The 21863-nt window shown below is 58.1% G+C and carries 23 protein-coding genes and 1 pseudogene; 15 read left to right on the forward strand and 9 right to left on the reverse strand.

What is annotated here, in order from left to right:
- Positions 1–86: 86 nt before the first annotated feature.
- From N8E88_RS12265 to N8E88_RS12275, 3 genes are all read left to right on the forward strand, one after another.
- Positions 87–1025, forward strand: a complete 939-nt coding sequence (locus N8E88_RS12265) for a YobF C-terminal domain-containing protein (protein ID WP_262291958.1) — start codon at positions 87–89, stop codon at positions 1023–1025.
- Between the two features lie 55 nt (positions 1026–1080).
- Complete coding sequence (locus N8E88_RS12270; RefSeq protein WP_262291959.1) at positions 1081–1440, forward strand: VOC family protein; 360 nt, start codon at positions 1081–1083, stop codon at positions 1438–1440.
- 224 nt (positions 1441–1664) lie between these two features.
- Positions 1665–2234, forward strand: a complete 570-nt coding sequence (locus tag N8E88_RS12275) for a DUF3291 domain-containing protein (protein WP_262291960.1) — start codon at positions 1665–1667, stop codon at positions 2232–2234.
- 410 nt (positions 2235–2644) lie between these two features.
- Here N8E88_RS12275 and N8E88_RS12280 read toward each other — a convergent pair whose 3' ends face one another.
- From N8E88_RS12280 to N8E88_RS12290, 3 genes are all read right to left on the reverse strand, one after another.
- Positions 2645–2797: a hypothetical protein gene (locus N8E88_RS12280; protein WP_262291961.1), complete on the reverse strand. Its 153-nt coding sequence runs from the start codon at positions 2795–2797 to the stop codon at positions 2645–2647.
- Positions 2798–2898: 101 nt separating this feature from the next.
- Positions 2899–3177 carry a hypothetical protein gene (locus N8E88_RS12285; RefSeq protein WP_262291962.1) on the reverse strand — a complete coding sequence of 93 codons (279 nt, stop codon included), beginning with the start codon at positions 3175–3177 and terminating at the stop codon, positions 2899–2901.
- A 290-nt stretch (positions 3178–3467) separates the two neighbouring features.
- Positions 3468–4058, reverse strand: coding sequence for a nitroreductase family protein (locus N8E88_RS12290; protein WP_262291963.1), 591 nt, complete (start codon positions 4056–4058; stop codon positions 3468–3470).
- A gap of 102 nt (positions 4059–4160) precedes the next feature.
- On the opposite strand from N8E88_RS12290, the gene N8E88_RS12295 reads away from it, so the two are divergent.
- The 6 genes from N8E88_RS12295 to N8E88_RS12320 all read left to right on the forward strand — a co-directional run bounded on the left by N8E88_RS12295 (position 4161) and on the right by N8E88_RS12320 (position 8694).
- A complete protein-coding gene (locus N8E88_RS12295; protein ID WP_262291964.1) occupies positions 4161–5063 on the forward strand; it encodes a LysR substrate-binding domain-containing protein in 903 nt (300 codons plus the stop codon).
- A gap of 92 nt (positions 5064–5155) precedes the next feature.
- Entirely contained in the window at positions 5156–5449 is a 294-nt protein-coding gene (locus N8E88_RS12300; RefSeq protein ID WP_262292427.1) for a PadR family transcriptional regulator, read from the forward strand.
- A 4-nt stretch (positions 5450–5453) separates the two neighbouring features.
- Positions 5454–6674 (forward strand): chromate efflux transporter, encoded by a 1221-nt coding sequence (gene chrA / locus N8E88_RS12305; RefSeq protein ID WP_262291965.1) that lies wholly within the window; start codon positions 5454–5456, stop codon positions 6672–6674.
- 135 nt (positions 6675–6809) lie between these two features.
- Positions 6810–7376, forward strand: coding sequence for a recombinase family protein (locus N8E88_RS12310; RefSeq protein WP_262291966.1), 567 nt, complete (start codon positions 6810–6812; stop codon positions 7374–7376).
- 13 nt (positions 7377–7389) lie between these two features.
- Positions 7390–7863: a helix-turn-helix domain-containing protein gene (locus N8E88_RS12315; RefSeq protein WP_262291967.1), complete on the forward strand. Its 474-nt coding sequence runs from the start codon at positions 7390–7392 to the stop codon at positions 7861–7863.
- A 237-nt stretch (positions 7864–8100) separates the two neighbouring features.
- Entirely contained in the window at positions 8101–8694 is a 594-nt protein-coding gene (locus tag N8E88_RS12320; RefSeq protein WP_262291968.1) for a recombinase family protein, read from the forward strand.
- Positions 8695–8798: 104 nt separating this feature from the next.
- Here N8E88_RS12320 and N8E88_RS12325 read toward each other — a convergent pair whose 3' ends face one another.
- Genes N8E88_RS12325 through N8E88_RS12340 form a run of 4 tightly spaced genes read right to left on the reverse strand, consistent with a single transcriptional unit; the run spans position 8799 to position 12663 of the window.
- A complete protein-coding gene (locus N8E88_RS12325) occupies positions 8799–9194 on the reverse strand; it encodes a tautomerase family protein (RefSeq protein WP_262291969.1) in 396 nt (131 codons plus the stop codon).
- An 11-nt stretch (positions 9195–9205) separates the two neighbouring features.
- Positions 9206–10525 (reverse strand): amidase, encoded by a 1320-nt coding sequence (locus N8E88_RS12330; protein ID WP_262291970.1) that lies wholly within the window; start codon positions 10523–10525, stop codon positions 9206–9208.
- Positions 10526–10541: 16 nt separating this feature from the next.
- Positions 10542–11711, reverse strand: coding sequence for a hypothetical protein (locus tag N8E88_RS12335; protein WP_262291971.1), 1170 nt, complete (start codon positions 11709–11711; stop codon positions 10542–10544).
- 28 nt (positions 11712–11739) lie between these two features.
- Positions 11740–12663, reverse strand: coding sequence for a nitrilase family protein (locus N8E88_RS12340; RefSeq protein WP_262291972.1), 924 nt, complete (start codon positions 12661–12663; stop codon positions 11740–11742).
- A gap of 115 nt (positions 12664–12778) precedes the next feature.
- On the opposite strand from N8E88_RS12340, the gene N8E88_RS12345 reads away from it, so the two are divergent.
- Positions 12779–13210: a winged helix-turn-helix transcriptional regulator gene (locus N8E88_RS12345; RefSeq protein WP_262292428.1), complete on the forward strand. Its 432-nt coding sequence runs from the start codon at positions 12779–12781 to the stop codon at positions 13208–13210.
- Between the two features lie 305 nt (positions 13211–13515).
- Here the strand turns inward: N8E88_RS12345 and N8E88_RS12350 are convergent, their stop codons facing one another.
- Positions 13516–14613, reverse strand: a complete 1098-nt coding sequence (locus tag N8E88_RS12350) for an IS1595 family transposase (protein ID WP_262290827.1) — start codon at positions 14611–14613, stop codon at positions 13516–13518.
- Positions 14614–14653: 40 nt separating this feature from the next.
- A complete protein-coding gene (locus N8E88_RS12355) occupies positions 14654–14932 on the reverse strand; it encodes a hypothetical protein (RefSeq protein ID WP_262291973.1) in 279 nt (92 codons plus the stop codon).
- 492 nt (positions 14933–15424) lie between these two features.
- Between N8E88_RS12355 and N8E88_RS12360 the strand changes: the two genes are divergently transcribed.
- From N8E88_RS12360 to N8E88_RS12380, 5 genes and pseudogenes are all read left to right on the forward strand, one after another.
- Complete coding sequence (locus N8E88_RS12360; protein ID WP_262291974.1) at positions 15425–16744, forward strand: serine hydrolase; 1320 nt, start codon at positions 15425–15427, stop codon at positions 16742–16744.
- 477 nt (positions 16745–17221) lie between these two features.
- Complete coding sequence (locus N8E88_RS12365; RefSeq protein ID WP_262291975.1) at positions 17222–18931, forward strand: alpha/beta hydrolase family protein; 1710 nt, start codon at positions 17222–17224, stop codon at positions 18929–18931.
- A gap of 68 nt (positions 18932–18999) precedes the next feature.
- Positions 19000–19110: pseudogene (locus N8E88_RS12370) on the forward strand (4-hydroxybenzoate octaprenyltransferase); the annotation flags it as partial.
- Between the two features lie 272 nt (positions 19111–19382).
- Positions 19383–20048 (forward strand): DNA helicase, encoded by a 666-nt coding sequence (locus tag N8E88_RS12375; protein ID WP_410010599.1) that lies wholly within the window; start codon positions 19383–19385, stop codon positions 20046–20048.
- 315 nt (positions 20049–20363) lie between these two features.
- Positions 20364–21806, forward strand: coding sequence for an ISKra4 family transposase (locus tag N8E88_RS12380; RefSeq protein WP_262292429.1), 1443 nt, complete (start codon positions 20364–20366; stop codon positions 21804–21806).
- Positions 21807–21863 lie beyond the last annotated feature (57 nt).

The following is a 21863-nucleotide window of genomic DNA, read 5'->3' on the forward strand; positions in this document are numbered from 1 at the left end:
GATCAGGAGTTTCCGACGACTCTTGACAATTTTTGTGAAAATGCCGCTCTTGTCTTGCCTCTCGCAATTATATCGGAGGCAATATTATGAAGCATGTCCCCTATATTGGTTCTGGCCCATACTGCTACGCAAATTCGTTCGCGATGATGTTTGGCGGGGATGCGCCGTCAACGGCGGCCATCGAGTTCGCGACCAGTAGTCCCTTTGGAATGCAGCTCGTGGGCGGTGCGATGCCATTCTTCGATCCCTATGGATGGACGCCCGAAGCCGGTTTCAATGACGCTCTCGACGCTATGGGTTGGACTTCATTGGTCACCAAGGCCGGCAGTGCGAAGGATGCGCTTGCCCGGCTCAAATCGGCGCTCTCCAATGGCCCGGTCTGGGCCGGCCCTGTGGAGATGGGCCATCTTCGGCACCAGCCTGGCAAGGATGGGCCTATAGGAGCCGACCACTATGTCGTTGTGCTTGCCGTTGATGGCGAACGGGTGCAGATGCACGACCCGCAAGGCTATCCCTTTGCGTCCCTGCCGCTTGATGATTTCATTACCGCGTGGCGCGCGGAAACTATCGACTATGGCGAACCCTACACGATGCGGACGGATTTTCGTCGCGTTCGCCAGGTTGGGGAGGATGATATAATCCGGGCCTCGCTGCCCGCAGCGATCCGGTGGCTATCGATGAAGCACGCGCAGCGTTTGCCACAGGGCACCGTTGGCAATGAAGAAGCAGCCGAGCTTCTGGCAAGCATTGTCGAGGACGGTTGCAGCGACGATCTACGCGGACACCTGATCCACTTTGCTGTTCGCGTAGGCGCGAGACGGCTTGCCGATGCGGCGACATGCCTTGCGCGGGTCGGCCAAGCCGACGCGGCCGCAATAGCCTCTTACCAAGCCGTGTTGATTGGCTCATTACAATATCCGTTGACGGTCGCACGTGATGCAGAGGCGGCCGCCATCTTGAGACAGCTGGCTCCGACATATCCCCGGCTCCTATCCTTGCTTCAAGGCATGTCGCACAAGTCCTGACTTTTGCGACGCTACCAAAATTAGGCTATCGTATCGAGCATAGAAGGCGGCCACAATGATCAAAATCGGCTCGGTCGTGATCCATTGCTACGAATTTAAGCGCATGGTCGAGTTCTGGCAGGAAGCCTTGCATTACGTGCCGCGTGCGCCTGCCAGCGGGGGCTGGGTTGTGCTTTATGACCCTCAAGGCCACGGCCCGAATATTTCATTTCAGGCCCGTGACCGAAGCGGCTGGCCGAGAAGCTGGCTGCATTTGGACCTTTATACCGATCGTCAGCAGGAGAAAGTCCATCGTTTGCGGACCATCGGAGCGAAGCAATACCCGTGGCGCTATCCGGAGAATGCTGACTATGTGGTTTTGCAAGACCCGGACGGCAATCTTTTCTGTGTCGTGCAAAAGTCACGGAACTCCTGACTTTTGCGACACTTCGGTCTGCTCTGAACGTGTTCGGGGCTTCTTGCACGCAAACCTGTCGGAAAGTTTGAATTCCCTGCGGATTTTTGCGGCGGCCAATCACCGGTTTGGCTGAAAGCAGCCACGGTGGAATCTTGAAACCATCGGGGCGCGGCGGTACACTTATAAGATGCTGCTGCGCGTGAGTTGCCTTACAGGTTGTACCAGCTAGACGGGAGAAAGAGTTGGAGAAGGAGGTCACCAGAAAACGCGTCGCGCTGTACACTTTCGGGATCTTCCGTGCTCCTGCTACCGATCCAAGAAACCAGGGCTTTCACGATAGGAACGATTTGAATTTCCTTGCAGCCGAAAGCAGTGAAGGGTTCATTGCTCGATCTGGATATGACGATGAACCCGGCCCTGAAAGTTGGGGCAAGCAGGTCTACCCGCGGTTCTACGAAGAAAAAGGAGATGGTTGGTCTCCCTCCTCTCTTTCACTTTGGCGAGATCTCATTTCACCGATGGCCTTTTCATATTCTGGGATACATTCTGAAGCTCTCAAGCATGGCCGTAGCTGGTTCCGTAAACCAGAATGGCCTCCCTATGTGCTTTGGTGGGAAGAGGAGACGCACACTCCAACGTGGGCTGAAGCAATTCAGCGGCATGAATATCTACATGATCACGGTCCAACCGCCTGGGCATTCGATTTCAAACAGCCATATGATGTAAGCGGGCAGCGGACGGTCCTGAATCGAGAAGAGTTGAAGCAATATGTTGAAAGAAATCAAGCGCGGCAGGCTCTGCTAAGTCTTTAGCCATTTAGCTGCCGCGGTAAAGCCCGAGAGATGATGAGCAAAGGACGCGTCGATCCGCTGCTTCTAAATGCGTGGCTTTCGGCCCGATCGATTGCGCGTGGACTGCCATTGCCGGACCCCGAATATGGAGGCGTGGGGCATGCGTGTGGCCTATGTGTGGGACCCTTCCGGCGTGCTCTGGCACATAGCTTCAAGGGCATGAAGGCCGTTTTCCACACTGTTTGGACCAAGCAAGGCCCCGGGCCCCTCAATACTGCCTTCTCCGGCTCTTGCGACATCAAACTCAGGGAAATCTCGATACCCTGCCGGGTCCGGCACTGAACAGCGCAGGCCTACATTTCGCCAAAGAGTTTTCGGACGCTCTGATGGAGTTTTGCGACAGTGGAGCCGCAGTTTTTGACCATAGCCGGTCATTTGGCTAGCCATTTGGCAATTGCCGTGGCAGCAGAATCCACTGAAAGGTGGCTTACGTCGAGATGAAGTAGGCGGTCACCGCCGCGATCGATCAAAGGCCGACCATCGCGATTGCCGTTGACCAACGTCACATCGCGAGGCTTCCGCATCGTATCTCGGCCGGAACTTTGAATTCGACGCACATTCTCGTCGGGCGAACAATTCAGAATTACGACAGCCAGCGTGGATGGACGGCGGCGCGCTAGAGAGATTACCTCGTCCCAGTTTTCCTCCCCCAAGCCGAACCCTTCGAATACCAATTGGTGAGAATGACAGGCATCGTCGTAGGCAAGGTCAGGACACGTTGATAGGCAAGGTCTCGGGTAGCGCGGACTGTGTCGTAGAAATTGGGTGACCGAAACTCCGTCAAGGCAAACGCAATGTTGTAGATCGAATGATTGTCGAGAAGCTTGCCCCCTATTTTATCAGCCAAGGCACGGCCAATCGTGAGTTTGCCGACGCCGGGATAGCTATTGATATGAACGAGCATGGATTCCTCAAGACAGACAGAAGGCGCGTGAGACTATCGCAGTATGCGGTCGCTTTCCAGCCAACTGCGACCTTCGCTTGTCGCGCAATTCCTAAAACTCGCTATGTTGTAGGATTTGTCGGAGATCGTGTCGCGGGGTTGCCTATTCCTTCCAGAACCACTTCTTGCATTCGCGATGAACCTCGGCACAGTTTCGGCCAATGTCGCTTAGTCGATGAACCTCCAACTCGCTCAGATCGTTGCGTTGTGTGTGTCGAGCCGCCCAAAGCCCGATCAGCCTCAGAATGTTTTCAATCCACATGGTTCGGCCAGCGGCCGGTATGGACGAAGGCGCTCGCCGGATTTCTGCTGCGGGCCGCAAGTTCCTTCTCCTGCACGATTGCGGGCAAGCTGGATGCGTCACCGAGATAGCCGATAGCGAACGCCGTCATCGGCAGCAGGTCAGGTGGGATATCGAGGGCCATGCGCGCGTGGGCGGGGTCGAATCCCGCCATCTGATGAATGTGGAGACCCAGGGCGCACGCCTGAAACGTCATGTGTCCAACCGCTTGGCCGAGATCGTAGCGGGCGTGGATATTTGGACTGCCATCCGGCTTTGTGGGGCGTTCGAGCGCCAACCCGAGAAGGGCGGCGTTGCGCGCCCATAGCGCATTCGACTCCTTGAGGCACTCGCAAAGTACCTCGAAATCCGACGTTCCTCGCTCCGCGTAGATGAAGGCCCACGGTTGCAGGTTATTCGCGGATGGCGCCCAGCGTGCAGCCTCGAACATCGAGGCGATGGTGTCGCTGTAGAGCAACCGGGCACTAAAGGCGCGCGGGCTCCATCTGGAAGCCAGCATCGGATGGATCGGATGATCGGTTCTTGCGGTTTTGTACGGCATGGCGGGCGGGTCTCCTGTTTCCGGACCCTTGCCACCCTTGCCATTCCAGCAACAGCGTGTAATTTTCGATATGGTGTGCAGAAAACTCACAGGAAAGCCCCTTTGCCTCGAAAATTGCCGTCCCTCAATGCCCTAAAGGCTTTCGAAGCGGCGGTGCGCCACGGCACGACAGTCGGCGCGGCCGCCGAGATCGGCGTCACGCATGGGGCGATCAGTCGCCAGATTCAGCAACTGGAAGACTGGATCGGGCGGCCATTGTTCAAGCGTGAAACTGGAAGGCTCGTTGTCACAGACGCCGGCGCAGCCTACGCCGAGATCGCTGGGCGGGCTTTGGACCTTCTCCATGATGGGACGCAAGCCTTACTGGATGTTAGCGACAACGTGGTGCGCGTCACCACCACGGCGTCTTTTGCATCGGAGTGGCTGATGTTGCGTTTGTCGGACTTCCAATCGCAGCATCCGCACATTGAAATCTGGGTGGAAGAAGGCAAGGAGATCGTCAATCCCCGGTCTGGCGGCTGCGATCTCGCCATTCGTATGGGCCTGGGGGATTGGCCGGGCGTGCATGTGGAGCTGCTTATGGGCGACAGGCTTTTTCCCGTCTGCGCGCCCGAGATCGCCGGACAGCTCGCACACCCTGGGAATCTCGGCAAATTTCTTCTCTTTCATGATGACGATCCGCACGCCCAATGGAGCCGGTGGCTGTCACAGGCCAGTATCGACATGACGCCTGCGATCGCGAAGCGGTTCGATCGGGGTCCCCGCTTTGCCAGCTCATCCATGCTGCTGCGGGCAGCCGCAGCGGGACAGGGCGTTGCTCTCGCTCGCGAGCGCCTGGCCGAAAGCTGGTTGGAGAGCGGAAAGCTCGTGCGCCCATTTCCAACGTCGGTGGAGCTCGAAAACGCCTACTGGCTTGTCACGCGGCACGGCATCGAGCCTCGCCGCCCGTTGCGCATCTTCATTGCCTGGCTAAGACAGCAGGCTGGAGCGTCGCACAATTCCTGAAACTTGTTACGTCACACGTTTTAGTCGCAGAATGTGTCGCAGATTTCGGGGATTTTTGCGACGCTATGCCCGAGAAAAGGCATTCGCTGAAAATGGAGCACCACGATCTCCTCTCCGGCCTCGTGCGCCTGCATGTGCTCCACCACGCGGCCGAGCATGAGATTTACGGCCAGTGGATGATCGACGAGCTGGCGGGCCACGGCTATCGCCTGTCTGCTGGCACACTTTATCCGCTGCTGCACAAAATGGCGCGTGACGGCTACCTCACCTCGCGGGAGGAACGCGACGGCCGCACGGCGCGCAAACTCTATTCCATCACTGACAAGGGGCGCGAAGGCCTTGCCATGGCCAAGGCGCGCATCCGTGAATTTACGGAGAGGCTATGAAACGATGACGGACACGACGAGCCACGATGAAAGCCAAACCACCAGAGGCACGGCCGGCGAGGTGTTCACCGCCTTCCTCAAGCTTGGTCTCACCTCCTTTGGTGGGCCGATCGCGCATCTCGGCTATTTTCGTGACGAATTGGTGCTGCGGCGGAAATGGATCGACGACAAGGGCTATGCAGACCTCGTCGCCCTGTGTCAGTTCCTGCCCGGTCCAGCGTCGAGCCAAGTTGGTTTCGCCCTTGGGCTCTTGCGTGGTGGGCCGCTCGGGGCGCTTGCCGCCTGGACAGCCTTCACCCTGCCGTCGGCCATCCTGCTCATCCTCTTCGCTTTTGGTGCAGCGTCATTCGGCGGGCCAATCGGCGGCGGCATCATCACGGGCCTCAAGATCGTCGCCGTCGCCATCGTCGCCCAGGCGGTTTGGGGGATGGCACGGAACCTCTGCCCCGACCGCGAGCGGGCCACGATCGCGCTGGGTGCGGTACTGATCATCGTTTTCTTCGCGGGCGCGCTCGGACAGGTTGCGGCGATCGCCGCCGGCGCTTTGGCGGGTCTTGTCTTCTGTCGCAATCATCAGGCGGAAATCACACGGCACATCGAATTTCCCGTCTCGCGGACGTTCGGGGTAATCTCGCTCGTCGCCTTCTTCGCCCTGCTATTCGGACTGCCGATCATTACCTCGGCCATGTCTTCACAGGGGCTGAGTGTATTCGACTCGTTCTTCCGCGCCGGCTCCTTGGTCTTCGGCGGCGGCCATGTCGTGCTGCCGCTTCTCGAAACGGAGGTCGTGCGAAGCGGCTGGGTTAGCCACGACCAGTTTCTTGCCGGCTATGGCGCGGCGCAGGCTGTGCCAGGGCCGCTCTACACTTTCGCGGCCTATCTGGGAACCGTGTTGGGGCCAGAGCCCAACGGCCTCATCGGTGCGACCATTGCCCTCGCCGCTGTCTTCCTTCCGGGGTTTCTGATCCTGCTCGGCGTGATCCCCTTTTGGGATGGCTTCCGCACACGCGAAAGCGCGCAAGCGCTGATGCGTGGCGCGAACGCTGCGGTGGTCGGCATCCTCGGCGCGGCGCTCTACGATCCGGTCTTCACCAGCGCCATCGTCGGCCCTTATCAGTTCGCCTTGGCGCTAACTTGCTTCGTTCTGCTGATGGCGTGGAAAACTCCACCATGGATCGTCGTGCTCGTTGCGGCGGGCTGTGGGGTGTTGATGAGCATGAGCTGACATCGAAGCGCGATGTCGCGAAAATCCTAACTTTTGCGAGACATGGCGACTTGATTGTAAAAGCTCATCTTTTTCTGTTGCAAAAGTCTATCGCAAAAGTATTATTGTGCGAACGAGTTTTGCGACGGATTTCACATGCTGTTAGGTTACGCCCGCGTTTCCACCGATGACCAAGATCTGACCCATCAGCGGGCAAGCCTCACTGCAGCAGGTTGTCAGAAAATCTATGCGGAGAAAATCTCCGGCGCGAAACGTGGGCGGCCGCAATTGGAGCGGCTTCTGGGTGAATTGCGGGGTGATGATGTTGTGGTCGTAGCGCGACTTGATCGCTTGGCGCGATCGACGCGGGATCTTCTCGACATTGCAGAACGTCTGAACCGTTCTAACGCCGGTTTGAGATCCATCGCAGAACCGTGGGCCGATACGACGTCGCCGGCCGGCCGCATGGTGCTGACCGTATTCGCCGGCATTGCCGAATTTGAGCGTGCGCTGATCCACGATCGCACAAGCGCCGGTCGAGCAGCCGCGCGTCAGAACGGAGTCCGCTTTGGTCGGCCGCCTGCACTCAATGAAGATCAGATGATCTTGGGCGCTCGCTTGCTGGATGAAGGAAAAAAGCCGGGAGAAGTTGCCCGCGTCCTAAAAGTGCATCCGGCAACGATCTATCGCGTCTTACGCAGCTCGCTTGCCCGCCCCGAGTAGGAGAAAATGCACAATGAGAAGCACCACAGGTAGTCGTTTGAGGAAAATTCGCCTGGATGCCGATTTGAGATTGGAAGCATTTGCAGCCGAACTCGAGATGTCACCAACTGCCTATACTAAATATGAATATGGGGATCACGAGATTCCCTCGCGCCTGCTCTTGGCACTATTTCACAAATTTGGCGTCGATCCGATTTGGCTACTCACCGGCACTCCAAGGATTGTGAAGAGTGACCGCACGTATAGCAATCGGGATGATTGGTTCCTAAGCGGTGATCTCACCGATGAGGATCATGTGAAAGCGATCATTGCCCAGTGTCAACGCGATGTGCTCGAGCATAATTTGGGTCCGGAACACCAGCTTTTCATTTCAACAATTATCGAAACGCTCGATCGGCAGCAAATGGCTATCGCGACGCTTGAACGAGAACGGAATGACGCGCAGGGAAAACTTTACAATCGGTTGGTTGAAGGGTTGAAGGGTTGAAGGTCGGGAAGGAAATTCGATTTCTCATTGGTCAACGATGATTCCTGTCCGAATAGGATGTACGAAATTTGACCGTTGTTCAAAAGCCTGTCGAGCTAATTTATGGACAGGCTTTGCCTGCCCGTCCAAAAACGAGCGATTCCGTACAGGCCCAAAACAGCCTGTCCACAAATTACCTTGACAGCTTTATGAACAGGGTTGATATTTCGGACAGCCTATTCGGACAAAATTGAACTGATGCCACGCACCTTTGCCTATGTCCGTGTCTCCACGACCGGACAGACCACCGAGAACCAGGTTCAGGAAATCGAAATGGCGGGTTTCCATGTCGAGCCGCGCCGAGTCGTCACCGAAACCATCTCGGGTAGTGTCGCCATTGCCAAGCGCCGTGGTTTCACCCGCTTGAAGGACAAACTGGAAGCTGGCGACGTGCTTATCGTCACCAAGCTCGATCGGCTCGGCCGCGACGCCATCGATGTCAGCATGACGGTCAAGAAGCTGGCGGAAATGGGCGTGCGTGTTCACTGCCTCGCGCTTGGCGGCGTCGACCTCGCAAGTTCGTCCGGAACGATGACCATGAATGTCCTCAACGCCGTCGCACAATTTGAGCGAGATTTGCTTATCGAACGGACCCAATCGGGCCTCAAGCGAGCAAAATCGGAAGGCAAGATCCTCGGTCGACCATCCCGCCTCAGCGAGAAGCAGAAACAGGATGTGTTGGAGGATCTCGCCAAAGGGATGAGCATCTCGGCTGTCGCCAAAAAATTCACAACCAGCCGCCAGACCATCATGCGTGTCAGAGACGATAGTTTACGCTCTGTTCGATCTTAGCGTGTCTGGGGAGCAGTTCTTGTCCTGACCTCACTCTGGGCTACTTGCATTCGTTGCCCAGGCGGCGCGGCGTTTCGGATGTTCTCAATATCGATCGGTGGGGGTCAGCCACTGGCTTCGTTTTCGGACCAGTCGTCGCTGAGACCACCGAGCATCGGGTGGTACATTTCGTCCCCCGCATGCTGCGTGAACTCGACATTGACTTCGTTGATCATTAGCTTGAGGCTCTCCATGCAGGCGCTGACTAGAGCCTCCGCGAGCATGGCACGCTGCTCGGCCGGACGTCCGTGACGGATGTCACACATGAGCAAGGCGGCGGGGTAAGGCTCCTCTCCGGTGCATCGCCACAGTCCGCCCTCGCCCAATTCGCGTATCGCGATCGAAATGCGCCGCACGTCCGCCTGCATAATGCGGCTATAGATCTCGCCCAATCGACGGGCGAGTTCACGCTTTACGTCAGTCGGGTAGGTGCGGGAGACATCGAGTTGTAGATAGGGCATCGGGTTTCTCCTTAAGTGCGAAGCGTGGCTTCTATGGCGCGGGCGATGTCGATGAGCCGAGCATCATGTCCGGCCGGTGCCGCAAGCATTAGGCCGACCGGCAGTTCGCCGGGGGCCTGGATCGGCAAGGTGACGGCGCAGGCATCGAGGACGTTGAAGGGCGCCGTGTTCCTCAGGAGTCGGGTGCGAACGCCGTCTTCGTCCAACTCGCATTCCGCGAAGCTGGGCGCCACAACCGGCACAGTCGGCAGGATGAGGGCGTCGACCTCGGCCATGTCCGCCATGAATGCTGCCATGAGACCGGAACGTATCCGGATTGCGCGGACATAGTCCGCCGCTGTAACCTCTCGCCCCTGAAGGATGCGGGCACGGATGCGGGGATCATAATCCCCGCCACGGCGGGCAAGCAGAGCTTCGTGCGTGGTAAGGGCTTCGACGGACTGTATTGTACGCGCCAGACTGCCGTCGGCCGTTGCACCCAGTGCTTCGAAGGCTTGGTTGCGGATGAGGGCGCCAGCAGCACTCAGCCGCCGACAGGCCCGTTCGAAGGCACCGGATACTGTCGAGTCAAGGCTTTCAAGGAAGCAGCCGCCGGGGAGAGCGAGGCGTACCCCCTCGACATTTGTTCGCCGCCATGGCTGCAATTGGCTTCCCGAGATCACAGCCAACACCCTTGCGCAATCCTCTACCGTTCGGGCGAGCGGACCGATGCTGTCGAACGTCGTGGATAGCGAGAAGGCGCCTTCCAGGGGTACGGTGCGTTGTGTTGGTTTCACCCCTACTACACCGCAGAGCGCCGCCGGCACGCGAATAGAGCCGACGGTGTCGGAACCGATCGCTGCTGTGACCATGCCGGTCGCAACCGACACTGCAGCGCCGGAGGAAGAGCCGCCAGGGGTTCGGGTCCTGTCCACCGGGTTACTTGGCGTCCCGAAATGACCGTTGAGGCCTACGACGGAGTAGGCGAACGGCGTCATGTTCGTGCGACCGATCAGGACCGCGCCGGCCTGCTTGAGGCGCGTCACCACAGGCGCGTCTTCACGTGCTGCCAGCGCGTCGTCGAGGGGACGCGCTGCGGCACGCGTGACCTCGCCCTTTACGTCGAGCAGATCCTTGATGGAGACCGGCAGGCCATCGAGCGCAGAACGGTAGCCGGCACGGTATAACCCATCGAGGCTCTCTGCTGCGATGCGTGCTTCCTCATCCCAGACTGTGAGGAAGACCCTCGCGCCTTCACCGGCAGGATCGGCGATGTGCGCGAGGCATTGATCTATGCGGTCACGGCGCGAGAAAGCTGGGCCGGTGTTGGATGGGAGTAGTGAATGGGTCATGCTTCAGTCCTTATACTCATGACGCGGTGTGGAGCAGGCCGAGCACCGGGATGATCGCGGCGGTGCTGATGGCCATCGATGCCACATTGCCGATGAAGGGATGGTAGCCCTCTGGCAGCCGAGCCGAAATCGCGGCGGCAAGCGGCGGGCCGATGAGGGCTCCAAGAACGGCGCTACCCATAATCGGGATTGCCGACCCGTTAAACGCAAGCGTTGCGGCGGGCACCACGGAAACGATCGGCACGAACGTCGGATAAAAGCCGTTCTGAGCCCATTTGCGGTGCCAGAGCGCCATGCCGACCATAGCCGCGACACCTTGCCCGGCGATCATCATCAGCAGTTGCGCGCTGCCATAGGCGGGCACGCCTGGCGCGATGAAACTCGCGAGCAGAGCCCCCAGGATCAGGCCAATACTCGCCCATTCATTGCCGAAGAACTGCGCCTCTGAGAAATCGGCAAGTATCCGACGGAGCGCCCAGAGAAAGCCACGTCCGGGAGCCTCCACCTCTTGCGCCCCATCCGCATTGGGTTGTGCGGGATGGAACGGCAACAAACGGCACACGGCGAAGGACAGAAACGCGCCGACCGCCATGCCTCCGGTCACACCCGCGACCGGCGGCAGCCCAAGCGGCCGGCAGAGGAAATGCGTGGCGGCGATGGACAGCGGCGCGACGATGACGGCGGATAGCACCGCTCCGGCTAGCGCCGGTCGCCAGCCCGCCCCATAGACGAGCACAACGGTCGGCGCGATCGAAACCACAGGCACAAACGTTGGCTGCCAGACACCGGTTTCGCGGAGCGTCCAGCCCCAGACGAGATTGCTGAGAACGAGACCCAGTGCGGAGCTCGCCACCGTCCACGGCCACAGACCCGAGCCGCAGGCAAGGCCGATGCCCCGCCAGCGGGACTGGACTGTCGCTAGACAGTAGGCGAGCATTGCCCCGATCAGCAGCCCTACACCAGCGAACGCGGATGTATAGAACACGGGTTCGGTCCACGCCGAGAGAAACCATCGGGCGAGGCCGGCCCAATCAGTGACCTCGCCACTCCAGGGTGTGTAACTCCCATTATCCGGCCAAAAGACCGCGAGCGCGCCAATTGCGACACTGGCTCCGGCGGCCACTGGAATGCGCAAGTCCATTGCAGGCAATTGGCGCCTGCTCCCGCCAATCGAGGGCATCTCCATTTTGTTTATCCTCCCAATGTTATGTTTTTTAGCGGGGCAGTGGACTGCCACCTTGATAGCCGAGCATCTGGTCATAGAGATCGACACGCCGATCGCGGGGTAGATCGTTCAGCTGGTTCCAGATGGGCGCCGTGCGGCTTTCGACTAGGTCGATATCGGCGTAGAGAATTGTGTCCTCATCAGGCCCGGCGATGCGGCCCACCGGCCAGCCATTGGTCCCCGCGATGAGCGAGTTGCCCATGAAGCCGGAGGTGCGTTCGACGCCAATGCGGTCGGCGGTCGCTATGAAAACGGTGTTGGCATGCGCGGCCGTCATGGTGAGATAGGCGGCCATGCAGGTGCCGCTCGCATCGTAGAGGGGCGGAGGCGTCCACACCCAGCCGGTCGGAATGCAAATGATGTCGGCGCCTTGCTGCGCGACGATGCGGGTTGTCTCGGGGAACCAGATGTCCCAGCAGACGAGGAGGCCGATACGACCGATCCGCGTGTCAAACACGGGGTAGCCTAGATCGCCGGGCGTGAAGAACAGCTTTTCCTCATTCCAGAGATGGGTCTTGCGATACTTCCCGATATAGCCCTCCGGCCCCACGAGGACGGCAGTGTCGTAGAGCTTCACGCCGTCCAACTCGGGTAGGCAGCCGACGATGTAAACGCCCTTGGCTTTCGCGAACTCTTCCCAGCCCCGCACTGTGGGGCCAGAGGGAACAGGTTCGGAATGGGCAAATGCCTCTTCGCGTGAGAAGAAGGTGTAGCCGGTCGTGGCGAGCTCCGGCAGGACGATGAGGTCCGCACCCCCTGCTACGGCCGCATCGAGGCGCTGCTGGACGGCGGCGAGATTGGCCTCGCGATTTTCCAACCCAACCTGAGGATTGAATTGAACCACGGCGACCCGGACCGGGCTGTTGCGGCGCGGTTCGGCCGTCTTTGCAATCTCGTCTTGCTGTTCGGACATAAGATACCCCTTTCTGTTTAATGGTTCGATGATAGAACCATTTGCTAAAAAGAGAGTCAAGTTCTATTATCGAACCATTAAAACGATTTGGAGAAACCGTGTGAAGCGCAAGAGTATGGAAGGGGCTGAATGCCCGGTGGCTCGGGCGCTGGACGTCATCGGCGACTGGTGGACCCTGCTGATCGTGCGCGACGCGCTTGACGGCATACGCCGCTTTGGTGCGTTCCAACGCAACCTCGGAATATCAAAGGGTATTCTCGCGGCCCGGCTAAAGGCGCTCGAGGAGGCCGGCATCTTACGCCCAGAAGAGCCGGAAGACGGCGGAGCGCACTGCGACTATGTGCTGACTGCAAGGGGGCGTAGTCTGTTCAACGTCATCGTAGGCTTGAGGCAATGGGGAGAGGCCCATTGCTTCAAGCCTGGCGAAGCGCATTCAGTGCTCGTGGAAAAGGCTAGCGGCCAACCGGTCGGACCGCTCAGCCTTCCGAATGCGGAGGGGCGCCTGCTCGATGCGTCCTCGACCGAGGTGCGCAAGGTTGGTACTTAAACAGGCCTTCAGGGGACCTCGATTGGCCGGGACAAGGCAGCCAATCTCGCGAGTAACCTCCAGGAAGGTCGAGTAGGTCTCATGCAGGCGAATATGACCTTCCCGTCGCGCCGAGCAACCGTACCGCCACATTGCGGGGTCACGTGTCGCCGCTGAGTTGGGAGCACATCAGCCTCACTGGCATCTACTCTTGGGACACCGAACATCAGACGCCGGAAGGCTTCAGATCACAGCGCCTGCCGGGACACATCCGGAGAGCGGCGTGATGTTCCTGCTCAGTTCGACCTTAGCGTACGAGGCCTTTATCAACCAAAGGCAGCTACAGTTGATTTGATAATGAGCCCGCCGTCCGGGCTTCTGCGCATCTGACGTCCCGTGGCCGCGCGAAAAACGTTCAGAAGTTGCAGCGCGGGTGGCACCCGTGACCAGAGAGTTCGCATGGTTTCCCGGCCGTGCCGAGTTTTCCGGACCACACTTCCGGTTACAACACGCTGGGACCAGCGAAAGCCGATCTCATGGAAATACAGATCCGCATGTTGTGGACTGATGTGATGAAAAACACCGGCGATGGTCCGCCTGACGCGGGAGTTGAACCCCTCGGTCGAATTGACGTGGACATTCCCACGGGCATATTCACCGCTGGAATGATTCACGGTTTCATGTCCGGCAAAACTTTCACCGATGGCCATGAATGCCTTTGCCTCGTCGCTCATCAAATGCGCGTCCGGTTCAATCTGCGTTTCAATAGCACGCTCGGCCGCACGCAAGGAAAGACCTGTCACAACCGCGGCCCGCGCATCGCCGGCCAGAGTGCCGGGGACTATATCAGAGGGTCGTTGTACCATCGCTATAATCGGGGTTTTCTCCGTGTTTGCCTGACCTTTCCGTCCCCGTCCCGGAGGAGGTTCGTCCCGCTGCTTCCTCGCTCGGCCGCCGAGATAGAAATGGTCGATCTCTACTGTGCCATCGAGCATATTCTCCCGCGCCACCATGAGACGCAACGCATGTCCCATACGCCAGGCCGTCGGCTGGCTTACCCCGACGATTTCGGCCAGCCGTACCGAGGACAGACCCTTGTCCGACTGGAGCATCAGCCACATGGCCTTCAGCCAGACACGCAAGGGCAGTTTTGTTGCGTGCAATGGCGTGTGTGTCGTCACGGTGAACTGGAAGCGGCATTCGCCATTGGAACATTGATAGAGACCTGGACGAGCCCGCCGTTTACTCGTGTTCCGCCCGGCAATGGCTATCGAGTGTCGATAGCCACAGGAAGGGCAAATTCTGCCTTCCGGCCACACCATGCTTTCCAGCAATCTGCGGCAATGTTTCTCATCATGGAAGGTTGCAACCATTTCATCAACCGTCCGGATGCCGGATAGCACGTCGAGTATCGGTTCAGCCATTTTCATCTCCTGAAGGATCAACCTAAGAATCGCATAAGAATCAAATGGTTACAAGGATAATGCTGCCTTTGGTTGATAAAGGCCGCGTACGATTTTGAACAGCTCTTGTTCTGACCCCTATGTTGACCGCATTTTCGGAGGGGTAGCCGATACGCGCTGCGCGATCCAGCAATCCATGCTTATCCAGAACATCGAAATATTTGACGTTCTTACCCCGGTACACGGGGTTGGTGAACGGTCCAATTTCGAGCACAGTATTTCGACGTTCAATAAAGGAAACAAGTTCTGCGCGTCCGAACTCGTTTGGAATCTGTAGCATCGTAACCCTCGGTGTATTTTCCTAAACGGTGCAAGTGCCCGAAACCGAGATCGGAATCAACCCTGTTTAGAGATCTGCTGGCGCTACAATCCCTATAATGGTCAATTTACCTACATTCATCATTTGTTCTTCAAGTTGGCCGGAATCCCAGCTTCGGGTCCACTGGGCCGAATCCTTGGAGACTTGAGACATTTTGGACTTTGCCGCGATACGAGCGGGAACCGTCGCGAAACTTAGGCAGACTGTGCGAAATACTCGGCGACGAAAAAATCTGGGATATCCTCTGGATTGCACCCTCAGCTATTCGCGGCGAAAGTCATTTTTGAGTTCTCACACACTCTGCCCTATTTTGCGACGGAGCAAAAGTCAGGCGCAAAACCGGGGCGATGTTTTGAATGAATAAACTTATATTGATCTTGCAATGTTCTGGGAGCAAAAAATCGACGCTTTCTGAGGTCAAAACCCGCTCTTCCAGAAACCGACGAACTGGTCATGACCGATAAAAGCAGGCCACCGCCCATACCGTCTGACGCAGACATCCAGGCGACTCTGCGCTGGCGTGTCGACCTTTGCCGGCTGTGCCCGGGCTATGCAGTTGGAATAACCGAACGGGGTGATCGCCGGCTGGTTGTCCATGGGTATCGCGACGGCGCGGCAACGGCGGAACTTGATCGCGATGCGCTATTTGTGATCGGCTCGGTCACCAAGCTCTTTACTGCGCTGCTGCTCGCCGACATGGTGCAACGGGGCGAGGTATCGCTCAGCGATCCGGTCTCCGATTTCCTGCCCGCCGGAGTACGTGTCCCGGCCTATGATGGACGCCCGATCACCCTGGCGGACCTGGCGAGCCATACTTCCGGGCTGCCGAGACGCCCGTCGAATCTTCCATCGCATGATCCGGCCAATCGCTATGCAGGATACTCGGCAGAGCTGCTGTACGACTTCCTATCCTCCTACGTGCTGCCAGGCCCCATCGGCGAGCAGGTGGTCTATTCGAATGTCGGCTTCGGCCTGCTCGGGCATGCTCTGGAGCTGCGGGCGGGCATGGATTACGAGACGCTGCTCAGGACCCGCATCTGCACCCCGCTAGGATTGGCCGACACGGCGATCAGCCTGCCGCCCGGCCGGGCGGAGCGGCTTGCGGCCGGACACGACGAGAGTCTCGATCCCGTACCTGATTGGGACACAGGTGTTCTCGCCGCCGCCGGGGCTTTGCGTTCGAGCGTCCCTGACCTACTGACGTTCCTTGAAGCGCTGGACTCCGAAGCCTCGCCGCTGGCAGCCGCCGTGCGAATTCTCAATGCGCCGCGATCGGCCGCAGATGCCGACGCCGGCGGGCTCGGCATGGCCTTGGCGAGGAGCGAAGGTTACACCCTCATCGAACATGGAGGATTGACGAGCGGCTATCACTCCCATGTCGCCTATGTTCCGGAGTGGAAGCGGGGCGTGGTCGTGTTGGCCAACGCGTTTGTCGCGCCCGTCGCGGACCTCGGGCTCCACCTCTTGGATGCGCGTTGTGCCCTTCATTGGCAGCGCCCGGAGGTCGGCGTCGATTCGAGCATCCTCGATCGCCTCGTCGGCGGCTATCGGATGCAGCCCACACTGGTCCTCACGGTGACGCGGGAGGCAGACCGCCTGTATGTTCAGGCGACGGGAAAGCCGCGCCAGCGTATCTTTCCCACGACAGAGATGCACTATTTCTGCAAGACCATTCCGGCGGAGATCATCTTCGAGGCGGACGCGGAGGGCCAGGTTAAACGGCTCATTCTCCACCAGAGCGGCCTCTATCGGATCGCCGAACGAATGAAATGAGCTTTTTACAACGGTAAGCATATGGGAGAACGTTTGCGATTTGAGTGAAGGTCAGCAACAGTTCCGACGCGATGTCGCGAATGTCGGTCGCGAAACTCTGACTTTTAGGGCTGACTGTTGCGACAAAAATTCCCTTAAATCGGAACGACCGGATTCGACCACCCTTAGCAGCTCTGGGGAGTCCGAATTGCGCATCCCCTTTTCCGCGCGGGTTGACAAGCTTACGCGTTTTAGACTGTGCTTCGTCCGGCCGAGGAGGTAAAGATGACCGGACACGTACAAAGCGAGCGGCTTGCCCGAAGGCTCTTTTTCGATCCGCCTGAGAAACAATTGGTTCGGATCAGCCCTGACGGTCGATGGATCGCATTTCAAGCCCCGATTGATGGCGTTCTTAATCTCTGGCTCGCACCCGTTGATGAGCCGGAAAAATCACGACCGCTCACAAATTACACGGATCGAAAGATCGGGCCGGCGCTCGTGTGGCTGCATGACAACCGGTACGTGCTCATATTCCGGGACAATGCCGGAGACGAGAACTGGAGGATCTGGAGCGTCGATGTCGAAACCGCCGAGGTAAGGCCGCTCACGCCAGCTAACGGCGTGAAGGCGTACGTTCAACAGACGTCGCGGCATTATCCGAGCGAGCTTCTGATCGCGCACAACGAGCGCGACAAACGCTTTTTCGACATTTACCACGTTAATGTCGCAAACGGCGATAGCTCATTGATGATGGAGAACGATGGCTTCTTCGGAATCTTTACAGATCAGCATTTCCGCGTGCGCTTTGTAAAAAAATATGACGACGACGGCGAAATGAAATACTTCAGCCGGGATGAGGCAGGCGCGTGGTCGAAAGTCATCACCCGTATCCCGGTCGAAGATAGTCTGACAACATGGCCGATCGAATACAGCGACGACGGGGAAGAGCTGTACTGGATCGACAGCCGCGGACGGGACAAAGCGGTCGCGGTGGGCGAGGATGCGAAGACCGGAAGAATTCGTATTTTGGCTGAAGATGACCGGGCAGATATCAATTCAATACTTCTCGACCCGATAACGATGCGCCCGATCGCGGCTGCAAGCCGGTTCGATCGCATCCAATGGGAGGTGCTGGACGCTGAATTCCAGCCAGACTTCAATGTCCTCACCGAAATCTTTCGCGGCGAGATCGGGTTCACCGGCATGTCGGACGATCGGAGTAAGATCATCGTCGCCCACCGGCAAGACACGCATCCGCTCGAATACTACTGCTATGATCGCTCCACGCGGCAAGCCCGAAGACTATTTTCGGCGCACTCACGGTTGGAGAATGCTCACTTGGTGCCGATGGAGCCGATCATTGTGCGCGCACGCGACGGACTCGACCTTCTCTGCTATCTTTCGCGGCCGTCGGTGAGCAAGCCAGGGCCGGTGCCGATGGTGCTGCTTGTACACGGGGGCCCATGGAACAGGGACGTTTGGTGCCTCAGTCCCATGCACCAATGGCTGGCCAGTCGCGGGTACGCCGTATTGAGCGTCAATTTCCGCGGTTCGACAGGGTTCGGCAAATCGTTCATCAACGCCGCCAACAAGGAATGGGGCGGCAAGATGCACGACGACCTCATTGATGCTGTGGAGTGGGCAATTTCTCAAGGTGTCGCGGACCCAGCTCGTATCGCGATCATGGGCGGCAGCTATGGCGGCTACGCTGCTCTCGCCGGTCTAACGTTCACCCCAGAGAGATTTGCCTGTGCCGTGGATTTGGTAGGCATCTCTAACCTCGTCACGTTCGTCAACACTATTCCGGAATACTGGCGAACTTGGCAGTCTCAGTGGAAGGTCCGCATGGGCGATTTCACAACCGAGGACGGCCGGTGTTTTCTTGAGGAACGCTCGCCGTTGAATTACATCGACCGGATCGTTCGCCCGCTGCTCATTGCGCAAGGAGCTAACGACGTTCGCGTAAAGGTCTCGGAATCCGATCAAATCGTTGCGGCGATGCAGGAACGCGGAATTCCTGTCACGTATATTCTGTATCCAGATGAGGGCCACGGCGTTGGACGCGCCGAAAATAAGCGCTCGTACACCGCCGTCGTTGAAGCATTCCTGGCTGCGCATCTTGGCGGTTGGTGCGAGCCTGTGGGCGACGATTTCGAAGGTTCTTCAATCCAATTCAAAGCGGGCCGCGACCTGATCCCCTGCCTCTGATACTAGTTTAACTACCAAGGGTTTTAGACAGTCTGCGGGATTATCGCGACAGAAACTTAGATCACGTCATGACAACTATAAGCCGCCCAGACTTGAGCGACATTCAAAGAGGCGATTGGGTTGACCGTCGGTTGCTGACCGCATGGCGGCCATACACGCGACTGGCCCGACTAGATCGCATTCTGGACGGTGGGTGCTCTTCCGTTGTCGGCCCGAGGCGGTCATTAATGCTTGTCTCGAATCGCCACGTCCGTTAATTTCTAATGCACAGGCTTGGCCCACGCCTCCCCCCTCCTTTCGGGGAAGTATCGCACATGCAGGGTGACATCATTATCATCGAACCATCTGTTCGAGCGTCGCATAAGGAGGGATTGCGTTTTCTAGCTCGGATTGGAGGTCCTTGATGAAACTTTCTGCCCCAATCTTCCAATTAAAACGCCGAGCTAAGATCATGGTTCGGAATAATAATGTTCCCCTGCACGAAGCACTGGATCAAATTGCGCGTGAAGAGGGGTTCGCAAGGTGGAGCCTGCTCTCGTCCCAAATCGCAGCGGGGTCACTGTCCAAAACAATACTATCCCGGCTGGATGACGGTGATCTGCTGTTAGTTGCCGGTCGCCCTGGACATGGCAAGACCACGCTTGGACTCCAGCTTTTGCTCGACGCCGCCAGAAACGACAGAAAAGCGGTATTCTTCACCTTAGAATCCACAGAACAGCAGGCAAGGAAACATATCCGGTCTTTGGAAAAAGACGCTCACGGTTTTGGAGACACACTGGAGATCGTGACATCGGATGAAATTAGCGCGGATTACATCATTCACCATTTGTCAGGATCGAAGCGAGGAACGGTTGCCGTCATCGACTATCTGCAGATACTCGACCAGCAGCGGAGCAAGCCTGCACTCTCGGATCAAGTTCTCGCTCTTGGAGAATTTGCCAGAAAGACCGGCGTTGTCTTCGGGTTCATCTCGCAGATTGATCGGTCGTTTGATCCCGAGAGCAAACGCCTGCCAGATATTCGGGATATTCGTCTGCCCAATCTCGTTGATTTAGGGCTCTTTACCAAAGCCTGCTTTCTGCATAATGGCGAGGCTCACCTTCAAGACATTGCCTAACTTGCTCGACTGGCGTGTCGCGGCAGTCGATCTGGCAATGACCGGTTCTGGCGCGGAAAGTTGGTGGTCCAGTGATGGCTGGTGGCAGTTAATAGTTCCTGATTCTAGTGCTAGCCGCAAGTCTGCGATGAGAACGGCGTCCATTCAACACTCGCCGTCTTTCTTGTGCTCGCTGCAATACCATTCTTGGCCGTAACGCTTCTCGAATCGAGACCGGTAATTTATCTGGGGTGATCTCCTCAGCCACCAATTGTTAGCATCGTATGGTTCACCATCGTCGCTTTGTTCACGGAGGCAACGATGGCGATGGAATGGATGATTACGATCGAGGGCAGGAACGAATTCGGTGAGGTTTGCCGGAAACAGATCCAGGTCGACAAAAGTTGGGAGCGACTGCGCGTCGGCGAGATCGGGCTGTCGATCGATGACGGCAAGGCGATCATGAAATCCTTGCAGAGTGCGGTTGTGAACCAGGAGATGGAAACCTACGCGCTCTTTCGACGGGTCTGTCCCGACTGCCAGACCTTTCGACCAGTCAAGGACTATACGAAGCGCCGCATTCGAACGGTCTTCGGCACCGTGGAAGTCAGGAACCCGCGATGGATGCTGTGCCAGGACTGTCACCCGGGGATGGTGGGTGGGTTCACTGTGCTGAAGGAGATCTGCCCCGATCGTGCGACACCCGAGCTGATGGAACTGACGGCTCGCCTTGGCAGCATGCTGCCATACCGGCAGGCGGCCAGGATGCTCGCCGAATTCCTGCCCATCGAGCCGACCGAGACGCACGCGACCGTGCGCAACCGGACGATCAGAATCGGCGGACTGCTTGATGATCAGCTGGTCGAGGAAGCTTGGCAGTCACGATCGGAAATTGCCGACCAGTGTCAGCTGGAAATGCAGCTTCCTGGCGATCACCGAAAGGAGTTTGTCATCAGTGTCGACACGGCTCACATTCGCGGTGCCGATCCCAACATGGCCCGCAACTTTGAAATCGTCGTGGCCCGATGCGGTCGCGGCGGACGCGGCGATGTAGGTGGCCGCTACTTCGTTACCAGCAACACCGATCGGTCCGAGATACGGGATCGCAGCCTGCAAGCCCTCCGAAAGGAGGGATACTGCGGTCTTGGGGACGTCACGGTGATCTCCGACGGTGCGGAAATCCTCAAGCGGCTACCCCGCGCCATGCCGACGCCGACAAAACATATCATCGACTGGTTCCACATCGCCATGAAGGTCCAGCCCATGCAACAGATCGCTGATCATTTGGTTCGCTCCCGGTCTGATCTTGTCGAGAATCTTCCCACCATCGATAGGGATATTAAGGCGGTGAAGTGGCGTCTGTGGCACGGACGTGCGGATCGCGCGATCCGTGATCTCGAAAGGATCATCGCCCAATTGCAGCCCCTGCGGCGGGAAAACGAACTCTGCTCCGGGCGCCTCCATAGGCTTGGTTCGCAGCTTCTGACCTACATTCGTTCAAACCGCGGTGCGATCATCAACTACGGAGCCCGCTATCGCGCCGGCCTCCGCGTCGCAACCACCCTTGCCGAGTCGGCGGTTTACTCCCTGGTCGCCAAGCGGATGGTGAAGAAGCAACAGATGCGTTGGTCCCAGCACGGTGCCCACATGTTGATGCAGGTTCGGACAGCCGAAATAAACGGCGAACTCCGTGATCGGCTTCGTGCAAGATTTCGAGAGCCAGAACCTCAGGTGCCCTCGTTGTTCAAGCCCAAACCGCCGCTACTCCGAGCCGCATGACCCCAGAAAAATTACCGGTCTCCCGACAACTGGCTGAAGCATCGGATTGCGGCCCTT

Source organism: Phyllobacterium zundukense (genome assembly GCF_025452195.1).
GTDB classification, from domain to species: domain Bacteria; phylum Pseudomonadota; class Alphaproteobacteria; order Rhizobiales; family Rhizobiaceae; genus Phyllobacterium; species Phyllobacterium zundukense_A.

What these genes read in the sequence shown, in the direction of transcription:
- N8E88_RS12310 (WP_262291966.1), top strand. Translation starts at nt 6,810, where the DNA reads ATGCTGTTAGGTTACGCCCGCGTTTCCACCGATGACCAAGATCTGACC.
- N8E88_RS12315 (WP_262291967.1), top strand. Translation starts at nt 7,390, where the DNA reads ATGAGAAGCACCACAGGTAGTCGTTTGAGGAAAATTCGCCTGGATGCC.
- N8E88_RS12280 (WP_262291961.1), bottom strand. Translation starts at nt 2,797, where the DNA reads ATGCGGAAGCCTCGCGATGTGACGTTGGTCAACGGCAATCGCGATGGT.
- N8E88_RS12265 (WP_262291958.1), top strand. Translation starts at nt 87, where the DNA reads ATGAAGCATGTCCCCTATATTGGTTCTGGCCCATACTGCTACGCAAAT.
- N8E88_RS12330 (WP_262291970.1), bottom strand. Translation starts at nt 10,525, where the DNA reads ATGACCCATTCACTACTCCCATCCAACACCGGCCCAGCTTTCTCGCGC.
- N8E88_RS12380 (WP_262292429.1), top strand. Translation starts at nt 20,364, where the DNA reads ATGATTACGATCGAGGGCAGGAACGAATTCGGTGAGGTTTGCCGGAAA.
- N8E88_RS12340 (WP_262291972.1), bottom strand. Translation starts at nt 12,663, where the DNA reads ATGTCCGAACAGCAAGACGAGATTGCAAAGACGGCCGAACCGCGCCGC.
- N8E88_RS12270 (WP_262291959.1), top strand. Translation starts at nt 1,081, where the DNA reads ATGATCAAAATCGGCTCGGTCGTGATCCATTGCTACGAATTTAAGCGC.
- N8E88_RS12355 (WP_262291973.1), bottom strand. Translation starts at nt 14,932, where the DNA reads ATGCTACAGATTCCAAACGAGTTCGGACGCGCAGAACTTGTTTCCTTT.
- N8E88_RS12300 (WP_262292427.1), top strand. Translation starts at nt 5,156, where the DNA reads ATGGAGCACCACGATCTCCTCTCCGGCCTCGTGCGCCTGCATGTGCTC.
- chrA (WP_262291965.1), top strand. Translation starts at nt 5,454, where the DNA reads ATGACGGACACGACGAGCCACGATGAAAGCCAAACCACCAGAGGCACG.
- N8E88_RS12320 (WP_262291968.1), top strand. Translation starts at nt 8,101, where the DNA reads ATGCCACGCACCTTTGCCTATGTCCGTGTCTCCACGACCGGACAGACC.
- N8E88_RS12345 (WP_262292428.1), top strand. Translation starts at nt 12,779, where the DNA reads ATGGAAGGGGCTGAATGCCCGGTGGCTCGGGCGCTGGACGTCATCGGC.
- N8E88_RS12325 (WP_262291969.1), bottom strand. Translation starts at nt 9,194, where the DNA reads ATGCCCTATCTACAACTCGATGTCTCCCGCACCTACCCGACTGACGTA.
- N8E88_RS12285 (WP_262291962.1), bottom strand. Translation starts at nt 3,177, where the DNA reads ATGCTCGTTCATATCAATAGCTATCCCGGCGTCGGCAAACTCACGATT.
- N8E88_RS12290 (WP_262291963.1), bottom strand. Translation starts at nt 4,058, where the DNA reads ATGCCGTACAAAACCGCAAGAACCGATCATCCGATCCATCCGATGCTG.
- N8E88_RS12350 (WP_262290827.1), bottom strand. Translation starts at nt 14,613, where the DNA reads ATGGCTGAACCGATACTCGACGTGCTATCCGGCATCCGGACGGTTGAT.
- N8E88_RS12360 (WP_262291974.1), top strand. Translation starts at nt 15,425, where the DNA reads ATGACCGATAAAAGCAGGCCACCGCCCATACCGTCTGACGCAGACATC.
- N8E88_RS12335 (WP_262291971.1), bottom strand. Translation starts at nt 11,711, where the DNA reads ATGGAGATGCCCTCGATTGGCGGGAGCAGGCGCCAATTGCCTGCAATG.
- N8E88_RS12375 (WP_410010599.1), top strand. Translation starts at nt 19,383, where the DNA reads ATGGTTCGGAATAATAATGTTCCCCTGCACGAAGCACTGGATCAAATT.